The organism is Micromonospora sp. DH14, assembly GCF_029809455.1.
Classification (GTDB): domain Bacteria; phylum Actinomycetota; class Actinomycetes; order Mycobacteriales; family Micromonosporaceae; genus Micromonospora; species Micromonospora parva.
In genome coordinates this window covers 1-24,252 of sequence record NZ_JARVKT010000033.1, presented here as the reverse complement: position 1 = coordinate 24,252, position 24,252 = coordinate 1, and the positions used below count along the sequence as shown (strand labels likewise).

Annotated in this window: 20 protein-coding genes and 1 tRNA gene; 16 read left to right on the top strand and 5 right to left on the bottom strand. The window is 70.4% G+C overall.

Annotation, left to right across the window (positions count from 1 at the left end):
• Positions 1-11 precede the first annotated feature (11 nt).
• From QCZ28_RS28880 to QCZ28_RS28870, 3 genes are all read right to left on the bottom strand, one after another.
• Positions 12-1,007 (bottom strand): MoxR family ATPase, encoded by a 996-nt coding sequence (locus tag QCZ28_RS28880; RefSeq protein ID WP_030328647.1) that lies wholly within the window; start codon positions 1,005-1,007, stop codon positions 12-14.
• A 27-nt stretch (positions 1,008-1,034) separates the two neighbouring features.
• A complete protein-coding gene (locus QCZ28_RS28875; RefSeq protein WP_279519568.1) occupies positions 1,035-3,662 on the bottom strand; it encodes a fibronectin type III domain-containing protein in 2,628 nt (875 codons plus the stop codon).
• Between the two features lie 187 nt (positions 3,663-3,849).
• Positions 3,850-6,570, bottom strand: a complete 2,721-nt coding sequence (locus tag QCZ28_RS28870; RefSeq protein ID WP_279519567.1) for a tetratricopeptide repeat protein — start codon at positions 6,568-6,570, stop codon at positions 3,850-3,852.
• A gap of 231 nt (positions 6,571-6,801) precedes the next feature.
• Between QCZ28_RS28870 and QCZ28_RS28865 the strand changes: the two genes are divergently transcribed.
• The 3 genes from QCZ28_RS28865 (at position 6,802) to QCZ28_RS28855 (ending at position 8,506) form a co-directional block, all read left to right on the top strand.
• A tRNA-Leu gene (locus QCZ28_RS28865) sits at positions 6,802-6,885 on the top strand.
• A gap of 327 nt (positions 6,886-7,212) precedes the next feature.
• The gene (locus QCZ28_RS28860; RefSeq protein WP_279519566.1) at positions 7,213-7,494 is read left to right on the top strand and encodes an AbrB/MazE/SpoVT family DNA-binding domain-containing protein; all 282 of its coding nucleotides are present in this window, start codon (positions 7,213-7,215) and stop codon (positions 7,492-7,494) included.
• Positions 7,487-8,506, top strand: coding sequence for a site-specific integrase (locus QCZ28_RS28855; RefSeq protein WP_279519565.1), 1,020 nt, complete (start codon positions 7,487-7,489; stop codon positions 8,504-8,506). Before QCZ28_RS28860 ends, QCZ28_RS28855 begins: the two co-directional genes overlap by 8 nt.
• A 1,014-nt stretch (positions 8,507-9,520) precedes the next feature.
• On the opposite strand, the gene QCZ28_RS28850 is transcribed toward QCZ28_RS28855, so the two are convergent.
• A complete protein-coding gene (locus tag QCZ28_RS28850; protein ID WP_279519564.1) occupies positions 9,521-9,949 on the bottom strand; it encodes a hypothetical protein in 429 nt (142 codons plus the stop codon).
• Between the two features lie 624 nt (positions 9,950-10,573).
• On the opposite strand from QCZ28_RS28850, the gene QCZ28_RS28845 reads away from it, so the two are divergent.
• The 9 genes from QCZ28_RS28845 (at position 10,574) to QCZ28_RS28805 (ending at position 20,318) form a co-directional block, all read left to right on the top strand.
• The gene (locus QCZ28_RS28845; protein WP_279519563.1) at positions 10,574-11,350 is read left to right on the top strand and encodes a hypothetical protein; all 777 of its coding nucleotides are present in this window, start codon (positions 10,574-10,576) and stop codon (positions 11,348-11,350) included.
• 51 nt (positions 11,351-11,401) lie between these two features.
• Positions 11,402-11,743, top strand: a complete 342-nt coding sequence (locus QCZ28_RS28840) for a hypothetical protein (protein WP_279519562.1) — start codon at positions 11,402-11,404, stop codon at positions 11,741-11,743.
• A gap of 156 nt (positions 11,744-11,899) precedes the next feature.
• Positions 11,900-12,475 carry a hypothetical protein gene (locus tag QCZ28_RS28835; protein ID WP_279519561.1) on the top strand — a complete coding sequence of 192 codons (576 nt, stop codon included), beginning with the start codon at positions 11,900-11,902 and terminating at the stop codon, positions 12,473-12,475.
• A 205-nt stretch (positions 12,476-12,680) separates the two neighbouring features.
• On the top strand, positions 12,681-14,528 hold the full coding sequence (locus QCZ28_RS28830; protein ID WP_279519560.1) for a hypothetical protein: 1,848 nt from the start codon (positions 12,681-12,683) through the stop codon (positions 14,526-14,528).
• A gap of 13 nt (positions 14,529-14,541) precedes the next feature.
• Positions 14,542-16,038, top strand: a complete 1,497-nt coding sequence (locus QCZ28_RS28825) for an SCO6880 family protein (protein WP_279519559.1) — start codon at positions 14,542-14,544, stop codon at positions 16,036-16,038.
• The gene (locus QCZ28_RS28820) at positions 16,035-17,609 is read left to right on the top strand and encodes a hypothetical protein (RefSeq protein WP_279519558.1); all 1,575 of its coding nucleotides are present in this window, start codon (positions 16,035-16,037) and stop codon (positions 17,607-17,609) included. Before QCZ28_RS28825 ends, QCZ28_RS28820 begins: the two co-directional genes overlap by 4 nt.
• Entirely contained in the window at positions 17,609-19,462 is a 1,854-nt protein-coding gene (locus QCZ28_RS28815; RefSeq protein ID WP_279519557.1) for a TraM recognition domain-containing protein, read from the top strand. Before QCZ28_RS28820 ends, QCZ28_RS28815 begins: the two co-directional genes overlap by 1 nt.
• Complete coding sequence (locus tag QCZ28_RS28810) at positions 19,462-20,061, top strand: hypothetical protein (RefSeq protein ID WP_279519556.1); 600 nt, start codon at positions 19,462-19,464, stop codon at positions 20,059-20,061. The genes QCZ28_RS28815 and QCZ28_RS28810 overlap by 1 nt, the downstream gene beginning before the upstream one ends.
• Complete coding sequence (locus tag QCZ28_RS28805; protein WP_279519555.1) at positions 20,058-20,318, top strand: hypothetical protein; 261 nt, start codon at positions 20,058-20,060, stop codon at positions 20,316-20,318. Before QCZ28_RS28810 ends, QCZ28_RS28805 begins: the two co-directional genes overlap by 4 nt.
• A gap of 50 nt (positions 20,319-20,368) precedes the next feature.
• Here the strand turns inward: QCZ28_RS28805 and QCZ28_RS28800 are convergent, their stop codons facing one another.
• Positions 20,369-20,542, bottom strand: coding sequence for a hypothetical protein (locus QCZ28_RS28800; protein ID WP_279519554.1), 174 nt, complete (start codon positions 20,540-20,542; stop codon positions 20,369-20,371).
• On the opposite strand from QCZ28_RS28800, the gene QCZ28_RS28795 reads away from it, so the two are divergent.
• The 4 genes from QCZ28_RS28795 to QCZ28_RS28780 all read left to right on the top strand — a co-directional run bounded on the left by QCZ28_RS28795 (position 20,536) and on the right by QCZ28_RS28780 (position 24,237).
• The gene (locus tag QCZ28_RS28795) at positions 20,536-21,039 is read left to right on the top strand and encodes a hypothetical protein (protein WP_279519553.1); all 504 of its coding nucleotides are present in this window, start codon (positions 20,536-20,538) and stop codon (positions 21,037-21,039) included. The genes QCZ28_RS28800 and QCZ28_RS28795 overlap by 7 nt on opposite strands.
• On the top strand, positions 21,036-22,118 hold the full coding sequence (locus QCZ28_RS28790; RefSeq protein WP_279519552.1) for a M23 family metallopeptidase: 1,083 nt from the start codon (positions 21,036-21,038) through the stop codon (positions 22,116-22,118). Before QCZ28_RS28795 ends, QCZ28_RS28790 begins: the two co-directional genes overlap by 4 nt.
• A 191-nt stretch (positions 22,119-22,309) precedes the next feature.
• The gene (locus tag QCZ28_RS28785) at positions 22,310-22,840 is read left to right on the top strand and encodes a MarR family transcriptional regulator (RefSeq protein ID WP_279519551.1); all 531 of its coding nucleotides are present in this window, start codon (positions 22,310-22,312) and stop codon (positions 22,838-22,840) included.
• Positions 22,837-24,237 (top strand): amino acid permease, encoded by a 1,401-nt coding sequence (locus QCZ28_RS28780; protein ID WP_279519550.1) that lies wholly within the window; start codon positions 22,837-22,839, stop codon positions 24,235-24,237. The genes QCZ28_RS28785 and QCZ28_RS28780 overlap by 4 nt, the downstream gene beginning before the upstream one ends.
• The last annotated feature ends 15 nt before the right edge of the window (positions 24,238-24,252 follow it).

The following is a 24,252-nucleotide window of genomic DNA, read 5'->3' as shown; positions in this document are numbered from 1 at the left end:
GCTGCTGCCGGTCAGCCCTGCACCGGAGCGGGTTGCCCCGACGGCAGCGGCACCGGCACCGAGGCGACGGCCTGGCGCAGCACCTCCGCGGCGGTCATCCCGCGCACCTGGGCGTCCGGGGTGAGCAACAGCCGGTGCGCGAACACCGCCTCGGCGAGCGCCTTGAGGTCCTCCGGCATGATCCAGCCCCGCCCGTCGATCAACGCGTACGCGCACGCCGCCCGGGTCAACGCGATCACGCCCCGGGGGCTGACCCCGACGCGCACCTGCGGGTGGGTGCGGGTGGCGGCGGCCAGCCGGACCGCGTACGCGTAGAGCGGCTCGGCGATGTGCACCCGGCGGGCCATCCGCACCATCTCGCCGACGGTGGCGGTGTCGGTGACCGGGGCGAGCGCCTCCGGGGACCGCACGGTAGCGCCGCGCAGCACCTCGACCTCGACCGCCTCGTCCGGGTACCCCACGGAGAGCTTCACCAGGAAACGGTCCAGTTGCGCCTCGGGCAGCCGGTAGGTGCCGTCCATCTCCACCGGGTTCTGCGTGGCCACCACCAGGAACGGCGACGGCACCGGGTGCCGCACCCCGTCCACGGTGACAGTCCGTTCCTCCATCACCTCCAGCAGCGCCGACTGCGTCTTCGGCGACGCCCGGTTGATCTCGTCGGCGATGACGATGTTGGCGAAGACCGGCCCCGGATGGAACTCGAAGTCCCGGGTCGCCTGGTTGAAGATCGTCACGCCGGACACGTCCGAGGGGAGCAGGTCGGGGGTGAACTGGATGCGCCGCCACTCACCCTTCACGGTGGCGGCGATGGCCCGTGCCAGGGTCGTCTTACCGACCCCTGGCACGTCCTCCAGCAGCACGTGACCCTGCGCGAACAGAGCGGTCAGCGCCAGCCGCACCACCTGCGGCTTGCCGAGCACCACCGCGTTGACGTTCTCGGCCAACCGGGCGGCCAGGGCGGCGAAACCCTGCACCTCCGGTTGGGTGAGCGGCTCGTGGGTGTTCACGGTCGGTGGTGCTCCTCGCCTGGTGGTTCAGCAGGTGGGCAGGACGTTGATGGTGTCGCCGCCCTCCAGGTTGAGCCAGGCCCACGGGATGTAATTCTTTCCCTTGAACTCGACCTGCACCCACCAGGTGCTGCGCTTGTCGTTGTTGTAGATGTAGGCGTAGACCTCTTCGCCCTTCTTCTTGCAGAACGCCTTCAAGCGGCGCCCGTTGGGCACCCACCCGACTTGCCGGTCGTTGTCCTGCTGCGTGCCCGCGAAGATCTCATTGCCGTTGCGCTCACCGGGGATCTCCCGGGAGCAGTAGCTCGCCTCCGGCCCCGAAGCCCCGTTGCGACACGTCGCGATTCCGTACAGCGGCTGGGTCTCCTGGGCCTTCTGCGCGGTGTCCTTACCGGCGGCGTTGGTGGCCGTCACCGTGAACGTGTACTTCGTGCCCGGCGTCAGGCCCGCCATCGTGATGCTGGAGCAGGCCCCGGCCTTCGCCGGCTCGCCCGCCGTGCTCAGCGTGCAGGTGGCCTGACCGCCGCCCGCGTCCACTGTGAACGTCACCGTCGCCCCGGTGGCGGTCGACGACGAGCCGGTCACCGTGACCCGTGGCTCGGCGACCGTCCGGGCGGTGGCGGTGGCCTCCGGCCCCGGCCCGGCCTGGTTGACCGCCTTCACCTTCACCGTGACGTTCTGGCCGTTGCCCAGCCCAGTCACCGTGGTGCGGGTGTCGGTCACCTCACTGACCCGCCCACCGACGTCCACCAGGTACTTCGTCACCGGCCGACCGTTGGCTTCGGCCGGCGCCCACTGCACCGTCACCGCACCCGGCTGGTTGGCGACAGTGCCGGCGCGCAGGTTGAGCGGCCGACCGGGCGCGGCGAAGGGCACCACCGTGTTGCTGACCGGGGACGCCGCCGACCCGGCGCCCTTGCTGTTGACCGCCACCACTGTGAACGCGTACTGGGTGCCGTACTCCAGCTCACCGGCGGGCACCACCAGCTCAGTCCTGGTCGACTCACCGGCCGGCGCGTTCGCCCCCGCCGAACTGGCCGTCACCGCGTACCTCGCGATGGTGTTGCCCTGCCCGTTCGCCGCCGGCCACCTCACCAGCACCGTGCCGTCGGGCCGTTCCTGGGCGGTGACGCTGGCCGGCGGGTCGGGGACGGCGGCGGTCGGCGTCACCGGGTTGCTGTTGCGCGCCGGGCCGTCGCCCTTCGCGTTGACGGCGTGCACCGCGAACCGGTACGTCTCGCCGTTGGTCAGACCCTTGACCTCCACCGCCCGCTGGTTGGCGCCCACCTCCAGGCGTTGGCCGGCGCCCTCCACCACGTACTTGATGATCTCGGCGCCGTTGGCGGCGGCCGGCCGCCAACTCACCCGCGCCTGGGCGTTGCCGGCGGCGGCGGTGACGCTGCGCGGCGCACTCGGCTTGCCCACCCGCGGCTTCTTCGGTGGGGGCGGCGGCGGTGGGACCGGCGGCGGGTCGCCGCCGAGCACATCGTTGGCGTACTTGTTGACCTCGCGCACCTGGTGCTTGTCGTCCACCACCCGGGCGGTCGCCGAGTCGGGGGAGTTGATGAACAGGTGATTCTCCCGGACCTCCAGCTCCAGCGGCCCGTTGGCCCGCCCCCGGATGGTCTCGACCAGCTGACCCGCCGAGTCGAAGGAGTAGATCATGCCGGTGGCCTCGTCGGCGCAGTAGAACCGGTCCGCCCAGGCCACCGCCGGGCTGAGCCGACCCCCCTCACCCGGCACGGTGAATGCGCTCTCCTGCCCACCGTCACCCACCAGCAGCACCCGCCGGTCGCCGGTCACCGTGACCGGCACCCGTGAACCGCTGGTACGCGCGGGAAGCGCCGCCGGGCCGGACAGCGTCAGCGGTGTCGGGTGCACCTCACCGTGCTGCACCCGCACCAGCTTGCCGGCCGTCCGGTCGAGCACCGCCACTCCGTCGTCCAGGGTGGAGACCACCAGCTCGTGGCTGGCGTCGGCGACGTCGTACGACTCGACCCGCTGCGGGCTGAGCCCGGCGCCGGCCGGCGCGGCCGACGCCGGCGCGGACGGCAGCTTGGCAGCGGTGATCGCCGAGACGGTGCCCTCGCTGGGCACCGCGATCCAGAGTCGACCCGCACCGTCGAAGGTGCCACCGGTGATGCCCGGCGGATAGCGCACCGGCTCACCGACCGGGGTCAACGATCGCGGGTCGAGCTGCCGGACGATGCCCTGCACGGCGTCGACGACGAACGCCGCGTCCTCGTGCAGGGCCACACTCACCCCCAGGCCAGGGGTGGTCCGGGTGGTCGCGCTGAGCTGGAGGGTGGCCAGGTCCAGTGAGCTGACCTGCCCCGTCTGCAGGTCACGCAGGATCAGCAGCCGGTCGGTCTGGGTGATCTGCATCGGATGCTGCCGGGCACCGGGGATCTCGGTGCGGGTGTCCACCCGGGCGGTGACCCCGTTGACCCGGGCCAGCTCGCTGCGCGCCGCACTCCACAACCAGGAGCTCGCGTCGTAGTTGGCCACCGCGTTGTCCGCCGCGCCCAACCCGAGGACTGTCAACCCCATGGCGGCCAGCAGCGCGGCCACCGTGCCGACGGTCACCAGCCCGCCGCGCAGCCGGGACCGGGGGCGGGGGGCCTCGGTCCGTACGGCGTCGTCGATGCTGGCCACAGCCGGCTGCCTCCCGTGAGTCGTGGCAGGTGGCGTGCGCCTCGCGGCGACCCCTCCCCTGAGCCGGGTGCCATCATATGGCGCTGGTGGTGGCGGGGGAACCCGCACCGTCACCCCTGTGGATACCGAGCGTGTGCGTTATGGACGTCCAGCTCAGCCGGGTTGACAGCGCGGTTCCGCGCTCGGCTCAGCGCGGCGACGGTCGGCCGGAGGGCGACCCGGTCGGCGTGGGTCGGCGCTCCCGCGCCGTGCAGACCTGCCCGGAAGTCGCAAAGCTGTCAGTGGAGTAGACCGCCAACACGGTGAAACAGTGATCCACCCGGGAGTTCAGCCCGTTGACCGTGTAGCTGGTCCGTCCCGGGTCCACGGTGGCGATCACCCCCAACGCCTGCCCGGCCCGACCGGCGGCGACCATGAACGGCACCGCACCACCGGTCGGGTCCGTCCAGGTCAACGTGATCGTGGTCGAATCGTCCCGTAGCTTCAGGTCGCCCGGCGCCGGCCCGGCCGCCGTCGGCGCCTGCGTCGCCGCCGTCGTCGGGGTCGCGGCCGGCGGAGGGTCGTCACGGGTCAGCACCACCGCGCCCAGACCCGCCACCGCCACGACGGCGACACCGGCCGCCACCACCGCACCGATCAGCGCCGCCCGGTTGCGGCCCGTCGACCCACCCTCATCGGTGTACGCCGGCGGGTGGTAGTGCTGACCCGGGTACGGCGCCTGGTACTGGTCCTGGATCGGGTACGGCGCCTGGGCCGGCTGATGGTGGTACTGCTGCACCGGTGGCGGCGCGGCCGGCGGTGTCGGGTCGGCGCCGACGTCGCCGGGTGACCAGGCCGGCTGTGCGACGGGGCTTGCCTGAGTGGTGCTCGGGTCTGCTGGGGAGACTCCGGTGACGTTCGTCGGCCCGGCGGTGGGCGCCGTCTGCACGGCCTCGGGCCGGCCCGGCCCGCCAGGCGAGGGGAACACCACGGTCTGGTCGGACAGTGCGCTCACGGTCTGCAAGCTCGACGCCGCCGGGGCATCGAGGATGCCCAGCCCGGGGTCACCGTCCGCACCGGTGCCACCCGCGTCCATCATGGTCTGTCCGGCCGTCGTGCCCTGTGCGGCGGTCGCGGGCTGTCCGACGGTCATGGCCTGTCCGGCGGTCGCGCGCTGATTGCGCGTCGCGGGCTGGTCGGTGGGGTCGGCAGCGGGAGTCGGCAAAGGCTGCGGTGGGGCGCTGCTGCTCCAGGGCGGTGCGGTCAACCCCCAGGGCGGCACGGGTGGCGCGCTCACCGGAGGTGCGGAGACGGGTGGCCCGTAAGGCGGCCCGGAGACAGGCTGCCCGAGCCCGGGTTGCCCGTAACCGGGTGGTGCGGAGACCGGGTAGGTGTGTCCGGGTGGTGCGGAGACGGGTTGCCCGTAGCCGGGCGGTCCGGAGACCGGGTAGGTGTGTCCGGGCGGTCCGGAGACCGGGTAGGCGTGTCCGGGTGGTGCGGAGACGGGCTGGGCGTAGCCGGGTGGTGCGGAGACCGGGTATGGGTGGGCCGGCGGTCCGGAGACCGGGTGCGGCTGGCTGGGTGGCGCGGAGACCGGATGCGGGGTCACTGGCGCTGCGCTGACGGGATGGGTAGGTGGCCCGATCGGCGGGTGGGCCGGCCCCGGATGATCGACGGCCGGGGCGGCCCTACCCGGCAGCATCGCCTCGGTGTCGGACACCTTGTGTGAATCGCCCGGTGCGGTTGGCCCGGCGGCGACTCGGGCGGCCTCCTCGGCGAGTAGCGGCTCGATCTGCCGTACCTGGATCGTGGGGTTGTCCCAGCGAGGTGCCGGCACCGCCGGTGCGGCGGTCGGCGGCGGGGGTGGCGTGTCGGCCACCGGCGGGCCCGCCTGGTCACCCACCCGCTGACGTGGTGCCACGGTTGGCCCGGCTGGCGGTCGGTGTGGTGGTCGCTGCCCGGCCGGCGTTGTCGACTGGCCCTCAGCCCTCGGCCGGGGCGTCGGGTCGACCGTTGACCGGGACGGTGCGGACGGGTGCTCGTCGGCGCGTTGAACCGGTGGTGGCGCATTCGTGGGGGACTGCCCGCTGGAGCGTGAGCCGAGCGACATCGCGGTCGCCGACGGCTGCTCGTCAGCGGGTGGGCCCGGCGTCGCCACATGTCCGGGTGCGGCCGTCGGCGGGCCAGGCTGCGGCGGCCGGGCCGAGGACACTGCCGGCTGAACGGGCATCGCCCGAGGCGCTGGGACGGCGTTGCGGGGCGACGTGGGTGCGGCGGGTGCGCGTACCGCTGGAGGGGTTGGTGGGGGTGCGGCCGGCGGTTGCGGCGGTGCCCAGGGTGAGACGGCCGGCGGCGGGCCGCCCGCGGAGGGCCGCATCGCGGCGAGGGTCGCCAGCGACAGGGTCGGGCCGGTGAGCGCCGACCGGGCACCCGGCTCGTCCGCCGGGGCGACCGGAACCGGGCCGGACGTCGGCGCGGGGTGCTGCTGGCCCGGCGTCGACGCGGGCGGGCCGAGATAGTCGCGGGCCGCGCGTACCGCCGGGTGGTTCTCCCCGAGCGCGGCGGGCCCTGCGGTGGCCACGCGCGTGTAGTTGCGGCGGGCCTCGTGGCGGTTTCCCAGCTCCTCCGCCACCTCGGCCAGCTCGAAGGCGAGCGCGAGCATCAGCGGATCCGAGTGCTCCCAACGCCGCTCGCCCGCCGCGAAAGCCTCCTCCAACACCCGGCGGGCGGCCGGCGGGTCGTCCCCCTCCCGGTGCAACCGCGCCAGCAGGTGCGCGGTGTGCAGCACCTCCGGATGATCGTCACCGTACGGCGGAGGAGCGGATTCGACGGCCTCCGCGAGCAGTTGCCGGGCGGCGCTGAGGTCGCCCGCGGCGCGCAGGGCGAGGGCTCGGTGCTGGGCGGCTGCCAAGGGGGAGGGATGGGGCACGTGGCAATGCTGCCGTCAGAGGGCTGCCGGACGCTACCCGGACACGCCTCGACCGTGTGTCGCCGCGCTGTTTGTGGCGGCTTGAGCAGCGGCGGAAGCGCCGGGGGAGAGGTGCCGGAAGGCGATGTGCATGATCCACGAGCGGCGTGTACAGTAACTCCCCGTGCGGCCCGCCGTGCCGACCACCGGATGGAAAGATCATCTGGTCGGCGAGGTAGGCTGAACGTGTAGGTCCGGGTGGCGGAATGGCAGACGCGCTAGCTTGAGGTGCTAGTGCCCGTATAGGGCGTGGGGGTTCAAGTCCCCCCTCGGACACGAGTACGTATCATGTGTGCGACGTGAACGTAGCGGTGGTCAAGGATGCTTGACCACCGCAGAGTCCCCGCTGACACTTCGCCTTCCGCTACTCTCAGTAGCTGTCGTTGAGCGAGCTCCCCGATGACGCGCGGCGGCTCTTCAGTGATCCCCGCCGTTGTCCTGCCGGGTTCGCCGCCGGGCGTGCGCGTCGCTCCTGGCACCCCCGCGGCGGCCATGAGGCGTCCTCCGCTGCCGCTTCCGACCCTTGCTGTCACTCGAAGCCGTACAGCCCTCTATGGACTGGCAACGCTCGATTCGCGCGGTCGAATCGCCGATCGGTCCGCCATGAAGGAACTCCAGTGGCCCCCCGGATTGCGGCTAAGTATCCGGGAACGTCGAGGGCTGATCGTCGTATCAGCTGACAAGCAAGGCGTCTTCAAGGTAACGAAGGAAGGCCACGTCCGACTGCCGGCAGTGGTCCGTCAATGGTGCGGCCTGGCCGCTGGCGACCGCGTACTCATCGTGGCTGAATCAGCCAGCAACCGCCTGGTGGTTCATCCGCCGGCGAAGCTCGACGAGATGATTGGGCAGGCTCACGATGCGGTCTTCGGGGGCGAGCATGAGTGACGCAGCGGCGAGTCAAGCTGAGTTGGATGCGGCTCGGCTCCTTCTTGCTCGGATGGGCATCTCGCCCGCCGACCTTCTGGAGGCCGCCGTGGCTCGGCCTCCGTCGCCGACCTTCGCCGAATACGTTCCCGTGGTGGCGGCTGCGGTGTCGGCGGGTACGCGGCGTGCCTATGGCTCCTACTGGAACCGAGTGGTGGAGCACTGGGGGCAACGCAGGCTGGACGAGCCCACGCCGTCGGAGATTGAGAAGTTGGCGGAGTACGTCAAGGCGCACGTTGTGGCCCGGCGGAATGCCCGCGGAGGCCGAAGCGCGGCGGAGCATCTGATTGCCGCCTTGCGATGTCTCTACAAGAGGGCGGTAGCTGATGGATTCATCGCAGAGTCTGACAACCCTGCTTTGAAGGTGGCGAAGCCGCGGCGTCTGCCCAGCACGCGTCGGGCGGTGGCGGACACGCGGCTGGCCGAGATAAACGAGGTCGCAGCCAGCACGGGTAACGACCCGGCCCTCGACACCTTGCTCTTGCGGCTGCATACCGAAACGGCGTGTCGGCGCGGTGGAGCTCTGGCGCTCCGTCCGGTTGACCTTGACCCGGACCAATGTTTGATTCTGCTTCGAGAGAAGGCGGACTCGGTACGCTGGCAACCAGTTTCTCCCACGCTGATGAGATACCTACAGCGGCATGCTGAGGAGCGGGGCGCGACAGAGACGGGGCAGCTGCTGCGCTATCGGGACGGTGAGCCCATCACGTACCGACGTTACGACCATCTGTGGGTCCGGATCGGCGAACACCTGCCGTGGGTCCACGTGCAACAGATCAGCACCCACTGGTTACGTCACACTACTTTGACGTGGGTGGAAAGGAACTTTGGCTACGCTATCGCAAGAGCCTACGCCGGCCATTCAGAGAGTGGCGGCGACGCTGGCACTACAGCCACCTACGTGAAAGCAACATTGCAGGAAATCGCCGCTGCTCTGTCGGCGCTTACCAATGAGCCGCACCCTCTAGCCTAGTCGTCTGGTGGGGTCCGGTCTTGCGGGGCCGGACCCCACCGCGCGATCTGTCGGCGGAATGGAGGCGCAAGTAGTGGCCTCACCGTGAATTGGGCGGCCTGTCATTAGTATCTGCCTTGGTGGAGTTCTGAACGACTGGTTCATCTGGTTAATGAAGCGGCGCGGACTTGCCGCAATCGGGATAAGAGCAGTAACCATTGGCTCCTGGGGCGTAGGAGTGACTTGGGCGGGTGCTCGCTGCGCGCCGCGCGGTGGGACGGTGTTTGTTGTTTGGATCCAGTCCGGCAGCCGTACTAGATCCGTCCGGCTGTCGTACTAGCGGTGGTTCTGTGGCCGTACCAACCCCTGAGTCCGTGGGAACTCGAAGACGATAGGCGGTCCGTGCCTTTCTGCGGCGAGCGTCTTCCACCTTCGGCCTGAAACGGATGACCCAGCCCAACTTTTCAAGTCGGTTTAGCCAGACACCGATGGTGGAACGGGCCAAACCTGTCGCCTTTTCCAAATCTGTCAAGCTCGGCGAGAATTGCGGAGGGATCACCGCGGTTGCGGTATCGGTCCAGGTCAAAAGTGTCAGGATAACGTGGCGCCCGGAAGGGTCAAGACAACAGTCAGCGTCTCGAACTGCACGCTCTACGGCCCATCGATCTACCACGAAATACGCCCCCTCCGGCCATGGCATTCACCGGTAGCTCTTGACGCCGTCTGGCATCGGAGCCTCGTGACGCTAGCGATGAACCTCAGCTCTGGCTAGGCATGCACCTGCTCGTCATGCGCTTTCGGAGTGTCGGCGGCGACGGTGACCTGCGGCTTTGGTGTACGTGGAGATGCGGCCACCATTGGTTGGTTCGACCCGTGATTTGGGCAGGCTTGCAACTCCGGACGGGCCGCCGAAGTCGCCGCAGGCGCGCGGTGGATCGTCGCGATGCAGGCGAGGGCGTGGGATTGCCGGGCAAGATTATGGCTGCGGGCGAGTCGGCCGGTGCGGGCTGGTTCGCCGCGTTGTGGGCAGCGAGATCAGTGCGCGTCTCGCCGGGCTTGTTCGGCGGCGAGTTGGGCGGACTCCCGGGCGGCTTGCTCCATCCTCAGGGTGCTTTGGATGATGGCGTCGATGCCTTCCCTTGCTCCGTCGGATAGTTGCTCGATGGAGCGCGTCATCACTTGTACCTTCGCGTTGACCGGGGCCGGGTCGAGGAAGTAGCCCGCGCCGACGCCGAAGAACTCGGCCAGAGCCGTCAGTGTGGAGGCTGTGGGGTTGTCGTGCGCTCCGATTCGGAGCTTGCGGATGTTCTCCGCCGAGATGCGGAGCCCCTTGGCTTTGAGCGCGTCGGCCACCTCGGCGTCGGTATAGACGTGGTTCGGGCGGTGCTTGACGTACAGCTCCTGGAGCCGCTCGCTGATCAGCGTGGGGCTCGGGCCACTGGGTGGCTTCTCGTTCTGTCGCATCGTGGTGTCCCCCGACTCCAACTAAAGTTGGCCCGAACCCAAGTTTGTGTGGAACCCTGCCGTGATCTGTGCTTGACTCTCAGTGCCCGATCCACACAAAGTTGGTCTCACGCCAACTTTGGTTGGTTGAGGGTAGCGCATCGGGCGGCCTCCATGGAGGGGGTTGCGAGGCTCGTGATGCGTTTGTGAGGGCGTGACGCCTCATGGCGGCGCGGTCTCTGATTCGGCCTGATCGAGTGGTCGACGTCCAGGTCGTGACAGTAACGGGGGACCGGCACGCGGCGGCGTCTTGCTGTCGCTGGCCAGTGCTGTGCGGCAAGCCCTCGGGGGGAGGTGGACGTGTCGGATTTATCGACTGACCGATCAGGCCACGTCGCCGGCCCCGGGACCTCTTCGGAGGTGCCGGAGGCCGGCGAGTGGGGGGCGCTGGCGGAGCGGGCATCGCCCGCTCCGCCAAGCGGACCCGGCCGATCTACCGTGCCAGTTGCGGCTGCGGAGAGCAGCCCGTGGTGGGCGCAGGGACCGGAGCCGGCTCCGCGGGAGATTCCCCGCGAGTTCGGCGGCGGCAGCCAGGTGGAGTCGCTGTGGCTGCGGGCGGCGTCATTGCAGGCGGGGTGCCCCCTGGTGAGCCTGTCGTCTGCGGACGGCGGTGTTGGTCGTTCGACGCTCACGGCGGCGCTCGGTGGTGTGCTGGCGCTTGCCAGCCCTGCTCCGGTCGTGGCGATGGACGCGACCGGGCGTGCGTGGGGTGGGCTGGGCCATCGTGTGGCCCGGGGCAATTCCGCATCGACGTGGGATGCGGCGGTCGCGGAGGAGCGGTTGGCTGACCCTCTGTTCGCCGAGGGGTTGATGCAGCGAGGGCCGACAGGCCTGCGTGTTCTGGTCGGTGAGAGCAAGATGACGGCGCAGCGGCGCCCAACCACCTGGCCGGAGACGTTCGGTGTGATCGGCCATCTGCGGTCGGTCTACGCCATGGCGTTGCTGGATCTCCCTGCGGCGGACAACACGCCGACGTGGCGGGCGTTGGGCTGGTCGACGGTACCGGTATTGGTGACCCGCGCGACCGTTGATGCGTTGCAGCACACCATGCGGTTGCTGGCGCATCTTCGCGCTGCGGGACTCGATCAGGTGGCGGCGTCGGCGGTGGTGGTGGTCATGACGACCACACACTCCACCGCCCGAGAGGTTCGTGCGGTCGAGCACCTGGCGCGAAAGGCGGCGACGCATCTCGTCCGGGTGCCCTTCGATCCGGTGCTCGCACGCCCTGACCCGCTCGATCCGCGGTCGTTGAGTAAGGCCACGCGGACCGCGTTGACCGAGATCGCCTCGATCGTTGTCGAACACTGCCCCGCTGAACCTGGCCCATCACACGAGGGGGCTTCTGTCGCCGGAGGACGGTGACTTCACACGGGGGAGGAATTGATTGTGTTCGTGCATTGGATAGCTGCCGTGATGACGGTGCGGGTGCCTGCGGTGGTGGCCGCGTTGGCACCGGACCCGACGCCGACGCCGTCGCCGTCCGGGGGCTTCGATTTCGGTCGGATCAGCCCTGACCCGGCGGCGGTGCCGCGTTCGGACCTGTTCTACAAGCTGGCAAACGCCGCGCTGTTCCTCGGCGTGATCTCCGCCGTGGCCGGTCTCGCCGCTGGCGCGATTGCGTTCGGCATCGGACCGATCTTCGGCGCGCACATCATCAGCGATCGAGGCAAATCGATGATGTGGAAGGCCGGGCTTGTGGCGATTGTCGTGGGTTCGGCGACATCGATCATCGGCTTCCTGTTGAGCGAGATTTAGGGGGTGCCCCGCGTGCGGGGAGCAACTTACAAGGCAACCGACGGCGGACGCCTATCGGCCGTAGTTTCGCTGCTTGTCTGCGTGGCCGTTGCGGGGGCGGCGGTCTTCGTTGCGGGCCGCGTCAGCGCGCCCGAGGGGGATGCGCCCAAGCAGAATGTGCCTGAGCGTTTCGGCGACCGCCTCGTTCGGGGAGTGCCGGTTGGCTTCGCTGGCACACCTCGCGGCGCCGGTGACGCGGCGGCGGCGTACGTGGTGGCGGTGTCCGCCGCGGCGGGCCGTCCGGACGTCGAGCGGCAGGCGTTGATCGACACGGTCGCAGTCGACGGTTCGGGCCCGGCGGTGGCCGAGATGATGGGGGCCGGCTCACCGTCGGCAGACGGTGAGGGGATCTCCCAGACCGTGGCTGCCCGGGTGTGGGTGCCCGACGCGGACGTAGACGCACAGGTGCAGCAGGGCACTGAGGTCACGGCGCGGTTGCTGCTCTGCGCGCTCAGCGGGTCACCGACCGATGGCGTGGTCGCCGGCCCGGAGACGGGTTTGGCGGGTGGCTGGTACGTGCAGTCGGTGACGGTGCGTTGGACGCTCGACCGTTGGCGTGTGGTGGCCGCGCAGCGGCCGTTGCCGGTACCTCCGCCTGATCAGCGCGGCACCCGACGCGACGGCGGTCCGCGCGACACTCAACCGCTGCTCGACGTGCTCAGCGGTCGCTCGTGGGTGCCGGGGACGGTCTGATCTCATGCCCTGGGTCAACGCTTGCCGGCGGGGGATCGGCCTGGCGATCAGCGTGCTGGCCTTGCTCGGCGCGGTAGTGCCAGCGCGACCTGCTGCGGCAGCATTCGCCCCGACGCCTGCTCCGTCCGCCCCGGCCAAGCCGTGCCCAGCGCCGTCGTCTGACGGGCAGTTGTCCGGGCCTGGCCAGGAGCAGGCGAGACCGCAGGTGAACTGGTGCCTGCCGTGGGCGGAATGGGAGTCCGGCGACGGGTGGATCACCGACTGCGGTAAGGCTGTCGGCGCTGTGGAGCAGGAACGCTGCGACGCGGTGTCGCTCACGGTGCAGTCACCGCCGCCGGCGGATACGGCGTCGGTGCTCGACGATCGGTCTCCGAAAGACGGCGCTTCGCCCGTGAGGTGCGAGCGGTTCGCCGACAACGCGGCCGAGGACGCGGGCAACGCCGACCGGTGGACTGCGAAGAAGAATCGATGCGAAGCGTTGCGTGCGTCGCTGCTGCCGTTCTCGTCGGTTAAGCCCGAGGGCTGCAAGTTCAGTGTGAGCTGCCGGGTCGACGAGAAGGCCAAGGATATCGCTCGGTCCGGGTTCGAGGGCTTGGCCGACATTGCCGTGGCGGGTTTCGCCTGGGCGTTGAGCAAGCTGGCCGAGGTGGTGTTCGAGCAGTCCTCCGCCGTGCCGGACGAGCCGTTCTATGCCGTCTACAACGACATCTCCGGCGTCCTGATCTTGATGGTGCTGCTCATCTTCCTCATCTCCACGGCGATCAACGGATTGCGCATGAATGGCCCCGGGCCCCTGGCCACCCTCGGCGGGTTGGTGCGCGCGATGTTCGGGATCGCCTTCGCCGGCGGCATCGCCTACATCCTGATGGCGGCGTGGGACGAGGCGACCGTGGCGCTGATCGCCCGCAATCAGGAACGCGACTGGCAGCCGAGCATGTGGGTGGACGCGCTCAACGCGCTGACCGCGGACACCGGCACGGTCCTGCTGGCCTTCGTCGTCGCGGTGATCAGCGTGATCGGGCTGGTATTGGTGTTCGTGATGCTGTTGTTCCGCTCCCTGCTGGCCGCCGGGGCAGCGTTGTTCGGGGCGATGGCTATGACCGGTCAGGTGATGGCCGAGACGCGCTCGTGGGGTCGTAAGTGGTTCTGGACCTGCAACGCTCTGGCCAGCTCGAAGTTCTTCATCGCCGCCCTGTGGATCTATGGCACGCGCAGCACTTACGAGAGCGACAACGTCCTCAATGTGTTGCGCGGCATGTTCATGATCATCCTGATGGTGCTCGCGCCGTGGATTCTGCTGCGGTTGACGAGCATGTGGGACGGCCACCTGGCTGACGTCGACGCCAGGGGTTTCCTGACCTCCGCCGCTGGCGCGGTCGGTATGGATGCCGCCGCCCGCCGTCTGGCCGATCCTCTCAGCGGTGGCGGCGACAGCGGTGGCGGCCCGGACGCTGCATCTCTGATGCAGGGTAACGCCGACGCGATCCCGACAAACCCCACCAGCGGTGCTGGCCCGCTCGGCACGCGACCCAGCGCCGTTCCGGAGGCGGTGGAAGCGCTGCAAGGAAGCGGCGACGGCGACCAGGTCGGAAAGCCGAGCGGTGAACCGGGAGCTGAAAACGACGGCGGAGAGAACAGTCAAGAAGCTGAGGGGATCGAGCGCGATTCCCGCACCGCTCAACACGATGTGGCGGAGGGACAGCTCACCGCGCCCGGCGACACCAGCGGGCAGCCCGCGCTGCCGGTCATACCGAACGCCATCGGAGAGAAGGCTACCGGCGCGGCAGCCGGCAGCTCGCAGGGCGAGGACGCCCCGCAGACCCCGAGCGGTGGGGGCGCTACCACCCCGACCGGTGCACCTTCTGCCGCCAACTCGCCGTCCCCGCCGGCTCCGACGCCGGAGCCGTCCGGGCACAGCCCAGCAGCCGGCTCAGGCGGGCCGTCCAGCTCAGGCCAGCCTTCGCAGGGTGGTGCCGCCTCCGGCGCGGGGGCAGGTCGCGCGGGGGGCGCCGCTGCGGGTGGGGCCGCCGAATTACCCATCGTCCCGGTCTAGGTGAGGAGTCCAGGTGACCCAGTTCCAGTTTCCGCCGCGGTCCACGCGTGGCTCGATCATGGGCTTCTCGGCGGGGCAGATCGGCACGGCTGTCGCCGGCGTGATCTGCCTGGTTGTCGCCGCGAACCTGCTCGCGACCGGCCGGCAGGGCGCTGCCGGGGGCATGGTGCTCGCGGCGCTGCTCCTGCTTACGGTGGGCCTGTTGCGGCTGCGCGGGCGGCGTGTCACCGAGTGGGCGCCCATCGTCGCCGGGGCCCTCGCCCAGCGCGCCGCCCGGCAGGACCGGTATCGCGGTGGTGCCTTCGCCGCTACCCCCGGCAGTACGCATCTTCATCTGCCCGGTCCGGCCGCCGGCTACCGCTGGCTGCCGGCGGTAGCCGCCGACGGATTGACCGAGGTGGGGCTCCTGCACCACCGCCGCGAGAACACCGTCACCGCGTCCCTGCTCTGCGCGGGCAGCAACCTGGTCCTGGCCGACACGACGGTGCAACAGCAACGCCTGGCGGCGTGGGCCGACGTGCTGAATCTGCTCGGCACCGAGTACGCCGACAGTGGTTTGGCCAGGTGGGCGCTGACGGCGCGCGCAGTTCCGGACTCCGGCAACCGGGCGCAGCGCTACCTGGTGCAGAAGGCGGTCGACACCGACACTCGCGCGTACCGATCGCTGGCGGAACTGACCGCCGCGGCGGCTCCGTCGACGCAGCGCCACGAGGTGTACCTGAGCGTCGTGTTCGACACCAAGAAGCTATCGGCGGAGATCACCGACGCGGGCGGCACCGACACGGCCATTGCCACTGTGGTGCTCGACAAGCTCGGCGGGGTGCAGGCCGCGGTCGCGGAGGCCGGCGTCGACACCGTCGGCTGGTTGACGCCCCGGGAGTACGCGGCGGTGCTGCGCACGCAGTTCGACCCCGAGGACCAGCCGCACGTGGACATGCGGGGCTCGAACACGCCCGGGGTGGCGCCGCACATGGCCGGGCCGATCGCGGCGGAGAACATCGGCTGGTCGTCATACCGCCACGATTCCGGGTTCTCCCAGAGCCTGTGGGTCTACGAGATGCCGCGTCAGCCGGTCGCGATGACGTGGATGACCGCCCTGTTCACGCGCACCGTTGGTCGACGCGCGGTGACGGTCATCGCCGAGCCGGTACCCGCGCAGCTCGCTCAGTTGGCGACCCGCCGGGACAAGGTCGCGCGCGCCGGCGACGAGATCACCAAACGCAAGATGCGGCTGGTGCGCACCGCCCGGGAGGACGAGGAGGCCCGCTCGGTGGAGCAGGTCGACCGGGAGCAGGCGGCCGGGCACGTGCGCTACCGCTACGCGATCGTCGTCACCGTCACCGCCGAGAGCGAAGAGCAACTCCGCCATGACGTGCGCGCGATTAAACGGGTGCTGGGCCGTACCGGCTGCCAGGCGGTGGTGCTCTACGGCGAGCAGGACCAGGGTTTCGTAGCCGGGGCGCTTCCCCTGGCCCGTGGGCTCAAGCCGATGCGGGGGTGGTTCGCGTGAGCCGCGCACGGGTGCAACGAGAAGGATCTCTCGCGCACCGCATCGCGCAATCCGCAGACCGGCGGGATCTCGCGGCGGCCGAGGCGAACCTGGAACGTGAACGGCGCGCTCTTCGCCGGACCTCGGAGCGGCTGCTGGGCGCACCGCCGGTTGACGGGCGCGGTGCGCTGGGCCGGGCCGCGGGGCGGGCGTTCTGGCGGCTGCGGCTACCGCCGTTGGTCACCACCAGCGCGCAGCTGTGCAGCGTGTACCCGTTCGTCGCCGACCCCGGCCTCGGGGTGGACGGACCACTGATCGGTCAGGAGGTGTACTCCCGGACGGGGTTCGTGTTCTCGATGCGGGAGTTGTACCGAGCCGGGCTGCTCAGCGCACCGAACATGGTGGTCACCGGCGAGATCGGCTCGGCGAAGTCGTCGCTGCTCAAGAGCATCGCATTCCGGGGAATCCCGTTCGGCACCCGATTCTTCGTCGTCGACGTCAAGGGCGAGTACGACGCCCTCGCCGAAGCTGCCGGGATCCAACCGGTACGCGTCGGCCCCGGCGCCGGTGTCGTGATGAACCCCCTCGCGGGCATCCGCCGCCAGCCGGGGCAGGCCGAGCCGGAGTGGCTGCAGAACCAGCGGGCCCGCCGGCTGCTGCTGCTCGAAGGGCTCCTCGAAATCCAACTCGGCGGTGCCCTGACCGAGGCGGAGCGCTCGCTGATCGAATACGCCCTCGACGCCGTGACCCACAGCGACGACAGCACCAGCGCCGAACGGCTGGCCACCCCGACCCTGTCGCTGGTCCTCGCGGCCATGGGTGACCCGCAGTCGTGGGCGCACCGCCTCGCCGGGGTGAACTACGACGTCGACCAGTTCGCCGCCGACAGCCGCCGGGTCCGCCTCGCGCTGGAGCGGCTGATCACCGGCGTCCTCGGCGGGATTTTCGACGCACCGACCGCAGCGACCCTGACAGTGGACTTCGAGCAGCCGGGGGCAATCCTCGACCTGCGGGCCGTGCGGACCTCGGACCAGATGACGGCGATGGCGATGACCTGCGCCCAGTCGTGGCTGGAAGCAGAGCTCACCCGCCCCGACGCCCCGCCGAGGGTGTGCCTCTACGACGAGTTCGCGTTGGTCACCCGTCACCTTGGCCTGATCCGGCGGATGCGCGAGCAACTGAAGTTGGCCCGGGCGCTGGGCACGGAGAACATCCTGGCGTTTCACCGATTCTCGGACTTGGCGGCCAGTGGCAGCGCCGACTCCGAGCAGGTCCGCATCGCCCGGGGCCTCATCGAGGACACCGGCGTGCGGGTCTCTTACCGGCAGGCGCCGGGCTCGCTGGACGCCGCCCGCGAATTCCTCGGCACCACCGACACAGAGACGAACCTCCTGCTGCACCTGCGCCGCGGCGTCGGGCTATGGAAGGTCGGGCTGCGCTCCTACGTCGTCAAGCACCAACTCTCCAGCGTCGAGCAGGCCATGGTCGACACCGACAGCCGGATGCGCGACAACTCCGAGAACGAACCGCGGGAGTTGACCGACTCCGAGTACGAGGCGCGTGAGTCCGCCGCGGTGGGGCAGGTGCGCTGATGGCCGGCTCGCTGATGTCCCCCGGAAGCCGGCTGCCGCGCCGCGGCATGCCCCGCGCCGACATCCTGGCCCGGCTTGTACTACTGGGCATTGCCGTGTTCTGCACGCTGCTGGGCACCTTCACCCTGTGGCTGGCCGGGCAGGTCGGTGGCGTGCTCACCCACGCCACGTGGCCGGACACCTCGCCGACGGACGCGCCCGGCATTGCCGGGCGGATGATCCTCAACGGCGGTGACCCGGCGGCGGCATGGCCCACTGCCGCCCAGGCGGACCTGCCTCCGACCGCGCTGCTGTACGTGCTGTGGTTCGGTCTGTTCATTGGAGCCTTCGCCGGTCTCGGCATGCCGGCGGTCCGGGTCATACAGCGGCGGGTGCAGCGGCGAGGGTTCGCCAGCCGAAAGGACCTCGACCGGGTAGTAACCGCATCGGCGGTGCTTCGACGCGTCGACGTCCTTCGGCCTGGCCTGACCATCCGGGCGACCGACCGCCCCGAGGCTCTGCACTCGAAAACTCAGCGCCGCAAGGACCCTCTGGAGGTGGCGCGGTTCTTGGGGCATCACGCGCTGACCGGGGAACCGCTGTACCTCGCCAACGAGTACACCGAACTCCTCGCCGGCGCCGCCCGGTTCGCCAACAAAACGTCGCGCTACATCGTCCCCCGGGTAGCGGACGCCCGAGGTGCAGTCATCTCCACCTCCACCCGCCTCGACGTCGCGGCGGTCACCTACGACCTGCGCGCCGAGGTCGGTCCGACATGGATTTTCGAACCGCAGGGGCAGGTGCCTGGACTGCCCCGGCTGCGGTGGTCACCGATCGAGGGGGCGCACGATCCCGACATCGCGGCGCTGCGCGCGAAGGGCTTCGCCGCCGGTGCCGGCCTCAAGGGCGACGTGGAGAACGGTCAATACTTTCAGGATCAGGCGGCATCGATCATCCGCGGTCTGCTGCACGCCGCCGCTCTTGATGAAAAGGCCACCCTGACCGACGTGGCCAGTTGGGCGGCCAACCCCAGCGACCCACGGGCCGAGCGGATCCTGCGCCATCACCAGCAGACGGCGTGGGCCGACCGGCTGGCATTCCACCGCGAGTCCACGGGCCGTGGCCGCGAGAGTATTCAGTCTGTCGTCTTCGGAGCGCTGGATCCGTTCAGCAACGCCCGGATCTTGCGCGCCTGCTCCCCACCGCGCGGCGAACAGTTCCAGCCCGAGCAGTGGCTGGATGAGTCCGGCACCCTCTATCTGGTCGGCACCCGCAGCGGGCAGTCGCTGGTCGCGCCACTGTTCAGCGCGATCGCCGAGGACATCATCTACCGCACCCTGCAACGCTCCTTCGTCGCACCGGGCGGGCGGGTCGAGCCCTGCCTGTACCTGATCGGCGACGAGATCACGAATATCGCGCCGTTGCCGTCGCTGCCCGCACTGGCATCCGAGGGCGGTGGCGCCGGTATCGCCTTGTCGATTTCATGCCAGAACACCCACCAATTAGAGGAGCGGTGGGGCCGCGACGGTGGGCAGGCCCTGCGCGACGGTGCGAACGCCCGCTTCGTGATGGGCGGCACGCAGGACGTGGCGGCTCTCAAAGACGCGCAGTCACTGCTCGGGCAGGTGCAGGAGCTGTCGTCGGCCGCGTCCTGGGGCGGCGGACGCGCCAGCGTGCAGGAGAACGCCCGCCGGGAGAGCCTGCTCGACCTCGCCGAGCTGCGAACCCTGCCGACCGGCCACGCCCTGGTGCTGCTCGGCAACATGCCCCCAGTCGAAGTCGTGCAACCGGCGTGGTGGGAGCGCCCCGACGCCCATCGTTTCAAGACCGCTCAGGCCGCGTTCACCGCCCGACTCGAAGGGCGGCAACGCTGATGACCGACCGCGCGTTCCTGTTCGATGTCCCAGCCGAGGCGTCGGGAGAGCAGCGGGCGATCGCTGAGCTTGCCGAGCTCATCGACTCGCTGCGTGTCAGCGTAGAACGCCTCGCCGAGGCGCACGTAGCGCTCGGCGAACGCGTCGAGGCGATCGACGGTGACACGGCGTGGGCGCCGACGGGCCACTGCTGGCGGGACTTGGACGCTGATGCCGCGCGGCAACTGTGGGCGTGGCTGATCGCCTGGACGCGGTGGCTCGTCGACCGCTACGGCCTGGCCCAGGACCTCGGCGCGTGCTGGCCAGCACACCCGGCCCTGGTAGAGGAGCTGACCGCGCTGAGCGTGTCCTGGCACCACGCGTACTCCGGCAAAGCCGACCCGGACGCGCCGCTGCGTTGGCATGAGGCGCTGCACCGGGCCCGGCACCGGTGGCAGGCGTGGGACAACACCCGCTGTCGACACGGGCACCACACACCCCGCAGCGCCGACGCCGTCTGGTCCGCACCGTGGCCCGACGACGCCGAACAGGCCGTCACCCGCGATATCGCCGGGCGGCAGCGTGCGGCGCCGGCGCGCACAGAAGGAGGGACGACATGACTCAGCCGGCCGAGGTCACCAACGTCTGGGACTGGCAACGCTTCGAAGCCGCATTGTTCGGACTGCGCGAGGGCGTCGACTCGCTCCAGGACTACATCGCCGAGATACACAACGCGCCCCACAACCGGCGCGACGACCAACAGGAGGAAAGACAGCAATGGACAGAGTTGGACGAGACGACGCGGCGCGAGACGGAGCTGGACTGGTCCAGCGACGGACACCTCGACGGGGACTACACCCGCGACGTCGGCGAATGAGCGTCACCGTGCGCACCGCCAGCGCTCCGCTTGCCCGCATCGGTGTCGGTCTAGAGCAGCTGCGCCACGACATCGACGCTCTGGTCGAGGTCGTGGCTGGCCAGCCGCAAGCGCGCCCGCAGCTCGTAGAGATCCACCACCAGGTGCGCCTGCTGGGACAGCAACTGAACGCCGCGCTTCGGTCGCCAGACGAGCCGTTCCCGCCCGAGGAGCAGCAGTGACACCACGTATCGTCAGGGCGGCCATCGCGGGAGCTGCCACCCTGCTGCTCGGCGCCTGTGCCGGGAGCGGTCCCGCTCCGAGCAGTAGTACGCCTGCCACCGGCCCCAAACTCGAAGGTGCGGTGCCGGCCGAAACGCTGGCCGCCGATCCCGACGGCGTCCTGCCAGCCACGCCAGGCACGGCCGATTCAGCGGCGGTGACCGCCGCGCTGCGGTTCGTGCGGGCCTGGGCCCGCCCTGACCTGCCCCCCGAAAGCTGGCTGGCAGGAGTGCGTCCCTACGCCGTCCCCGCCTACGCCGATCTGCTCGCGACGGTGGAGCCGGCCAACGTGCCTGCCACCCGGGTTACCGGAGCGGGCCGGGCCGCAGCGGCCACGGCCCAGCGGGTCGACGTCGATGTCAGCACCGACGCCGGGGTGTTGCGGGTGGTCTGTGTGCGCAGCGACGCCCGGTGGCTGGTGGCCACGCTCGGCATCCGCGAGGAGGCTGCGGCGCGGTGAACCGCGGATGGATCGGGCTCGGCGTGGCGATCGTGGCCGCTGTGCTGCTGTGTGGGCTGCCCGTGGCGGTAGTGCTCAACAACCCCGCGCCGGCGTCAGCGTGTGCCGCCACCGGCCCCTCGCGCTCGGCCATCGGGGCCGTTGAGGCGGTGGGACGGTGGGACGCCGAGCAGGTTGGCAACGCCGCGCAGATTGTTGCTGTGGGGCGGGCGAATGGTGTGCCGGCCCGCGGGTGGGTCATCGCCGTGGCTACGGCCATGGTCGAGTCGAGTCTGCACAACCTGAACGGCGGTGACCGCGACTCCCTCGGGTTGTTCCAACAGCGTCCCAGCCAGGGGTGGGGCACACCTGCGCAGATCATCGACCCGGTCTACGCCGCCATGAAGTTCTACACGAAGCTGCAGCGCATCGCCCGGTGGGAAAGCCTGCCGCTGACCGTCGCCGCGCAACGCGTTCAGGTCTCCGCGTTCCCCGACCGCTACGGCACGTATGAAGACGACGCCGAGCAGGTCGTCGCTGCGGTCGTTGGCGTCGCGACGATCGCCGACCTACCCGGGGCCAGCCTCGCCGAGTGCTCGCCAGATCCGGTGACGGTCGCGGCGTCAGGGTGGACGGCGCCGCTGCGCGCCGCAGTGGGTAGCGGCTACGGACCGCGCGACGGCAGGCTCCACGCCGGAGTCGACATGGGCGCGGCCCGTAACACGGTCATCCACGCGGCCAGCGCCGGGCGGGTGGTGTGGGCGGGTTGCGACTCGAGCACCGGCAACTGTGACGTCGATGGCAGCCCCACCACCAAGGGCTGCGGCTGGTACGTCGACCTGGTGCACGCCGACGGGTATGGCACGCGCTACTGCCACATGGTCCGCCGGCCCGACGTCAGTGAGGGCGACACCGTGCAGGCCGGTCAGCGGCTTGGGCTGGTCGGCACCAGCGGCCACTCGTCGGGCCCGCACCTGCACTTCCAAACCCACCAACGGGTGTGTTCGGGATCGCGGTGCGACCTGGACAACTCCAACTCCACCAACCCGGTCGAGTTCATGCGCCAACGCGGCGCCCCGCTCGGCGAGGACAGGGGGTGAGGCCTTGGTCGGAGGCGGCAGGTAGGTGATCCAACAGCACGGGGGGAAGACATGTACGACGAGGATGAAGACACCGAGCGTCCGCGCCGGCCGGCGCCGCAACCGCCGCCGCCGCAGGACCGCGGCGGGCAGTTCGGCCAACGCCGCAACCGCAAGCCCAACCGGCGCCCAGCACACCGCAGGTGGATGCAATGAGCGCCACCACGGACCGCCGGCCACGTCGAGTCGCGGGCATCTACCGACCACCGGTCAACGCCGCCCGGATGCCGCCACCGCGGCCAGGGCCGCTCGCGCAGCTGGTACGCACCGCCAACACCCTGCGCGCCCAAGTGGAACGCGACGTACTGCGCGACGAGGGACTGACCTGGACCACCTACGACGTGCTCGTGTTGGTGTGTGCGCGCCGCGCGGTCGAAACCCGCACGGCCGCCGCCGAGGTTGGCATCGCCAAAGCCACCCTGACCAACGCCCTCGTGTCGCTCGTCGACCGCGGGTTGGTACGCCGGGACCTCCAAGAGGATGACCGGCGGCGGGTGGTCCTTCGCCCAACCCAAGCCGGCATGGAACTGGCCCGCCGAGTCCAGGGCCCCGTCGAAGCCGAACAAGCACGCCTGTTCAGCGAGCCCGGTATGCCGTCGGGAGACAGCCTGGCCAGGGTTCTGCGGTCCCTCGCCACCCGATCCCGGCAGGACGACGCCACCCAACCGGACGCGACCCGGTGACCGGGCGCATCGGCGTAGCCCGCGGCACCGCCCTGTACGTCGGGGCGGTGCTCGGGCCCGGCGTTCTCGTCCTACCCGCGCTGGCCATGCACGCCGCCGGACCGGCGTCGCTGCTGGCCTGGGCCGCCATGCTGACGGCGTCGGTGCCGATCGCGGCGGCGTTCGCCGCGCTCGGCATGCGGTATCCCGACGGGGGCGGGGTGGCAACGTTCGCCCGGCGGGCGTTCGGACCGGCAGCGGGCACCGTCGTCGGGTGGTGGTTCTACGCGGCAGTGCCGCTCGGTATGGTCGCCGGCGCTCTGGCCGGCGGCCGGTACGCCGCCACCGCCCTGGGCTGGGGACCTGCTGCGGCCGGGTGGATCGCCGCTGGCGTCCTGGGATTGGCGTACGTGATGAACCTGTTCGGGTTGCACGTGTCCGGCCGCGTGCACCTTGCGCTCACTGGCGGGCTCTTCGCGCTCCTCACGACGGTGGTCGCCGTGGCGCTGCCACACATCTGCGCCAGCCGGTTCGAACCATTCGCCCCGCAGGGCTTCGCCGGGATCGGCAGCGCCGCCGCGGTGCTGTTCGTCGCCGTCTGCGGTTGGGAAGCCGCCGCCAACCTCGCGGGAGAGTTCACGCGCCCCCGCCAGCAGTTGCCGGTCGTCGCCGCCGCGAGCCTGAGCATCATCGCCCTGCTCTACGCCGGTCTCGCGGTCTGCACCGTCGGCGTCCTTGGCGCTGCTGGGGGAGATACCGAGGTGCCCCTGATCCTGTTGCTCGATTCCGCCGCCCGACCGGGCGCGATGGTCGTCACTGCCCTGTGCGCGCTGCTGTTGACCTTCGGCGCGCTCTTCACGTTCATCGCCTCCGCATCGCGCGCCGGCGCGGCGCTGGGCCGCGCCGGCGCACTACCCACGTGGCTTGCCGCCAACGGTGTCGCCGGGGTGCCCAGGCGCAGCCTCGCTGTGCAAGCGAGCGCCGCGGCGGCGGTCGGAGCCGCAGCGCTCGGGGCGCCAACGCTGGTTGACGTCGACCTGCTGATGCGCGCGTTCTCCGTGTGCCTGGCATCGGTCACCCTGCTGGGACTCGCCGCCGCCGTAAGGCTGCTCTCGTCTGCGCTGATTCGCGTGGGCGCAGCCGCAGCGGCGGTCGTCGTCGGCGCGGTCGCAGCGTTCGGTGGGCGTCTGGTGATTCTCCCGGTAGTCGTGGCCACTGCGGCATGGGCCTGGCACCGGCACCACCCCCGGCCACCTGCACCACCGGTCCCCGCACCACCGACAACGCCCGCCGTTGCGGCGACGTCCAAGCGGATCCAGGTGCTAGCCGGGAACTCCCGGCGCCTACACGATCGCCTCGCGTCAGGCGCACACAACGCTGCGCCCGTCCGGAGCCGTCCGCGCGTGCGGCGGTCATGACCGGCGGCGGGGGGC

What these genes read in the sequence shown, in the direction of transcription:
- QCZ28_RS28860 (WP_279519566.1), top strand. Translation starts at nt 7,213, where the DNA reads ATGAAGGAACTCCAGTGGCCCCCCGGATTGCGGCTAAGTATCCGGGAA.
- QCZ28_RS28855 (WP_279519565.1), top strand. Translation starts at nt 7,487, where the DNA reads ATGAGTGACGCAGCGGCGAGTCAAGCTGAGTTGGATGCGGCTCGGCTC.
- QCZ28_RS28850 (WP_279519564.1), bottom strand. Translation starts at nt 9,949, where the DNA reads ATGCGACAGAACGAGAAGCCACCCAGTGGCCCGAGCCCCACGCTGATC.
- QCZ28_RS28840 (WP_279519562.1), top strand. Translation starts at nt 11,402, where the DNA reads ATGACGGTGCGGGTGCCTGCGGTGGTGGCCGCGTTGGCACCGGACCCG.
- QCZ28_RS28815 (WP_279519557.1), top strand. Translation starts at nt 17,609, where the DNA reads ATGGCCGGCTCGCTGATGTCCCCCGGAAGCCGGCTGCCGCGCCGCGGC.
- QCZ28_RS28810 (WP_279519556.1), top strand. Translation starts at nt 19,462, where the DNA reads ATGACCGACCGCGCGTTCCTGTTCGATGTCCCAGCCGAGGCGTCGGGA.
- QCZ28_RS28805 (WP_279519555.1), top strand. Translation starts at nt 20,058, where the DNA reads ATGACTCAGCCGGCCGAGGTCACCAACGTCTGGGACTGGCAACGCTTC.
- QCZ28_RS28785 (WP_279519551.1), top strand. Translation starts at nt 22,310, where the DNA reads ATGAGCGCCACCACGGACCGCCGGCCACGTCGAGTCGCGGGCATCTAC.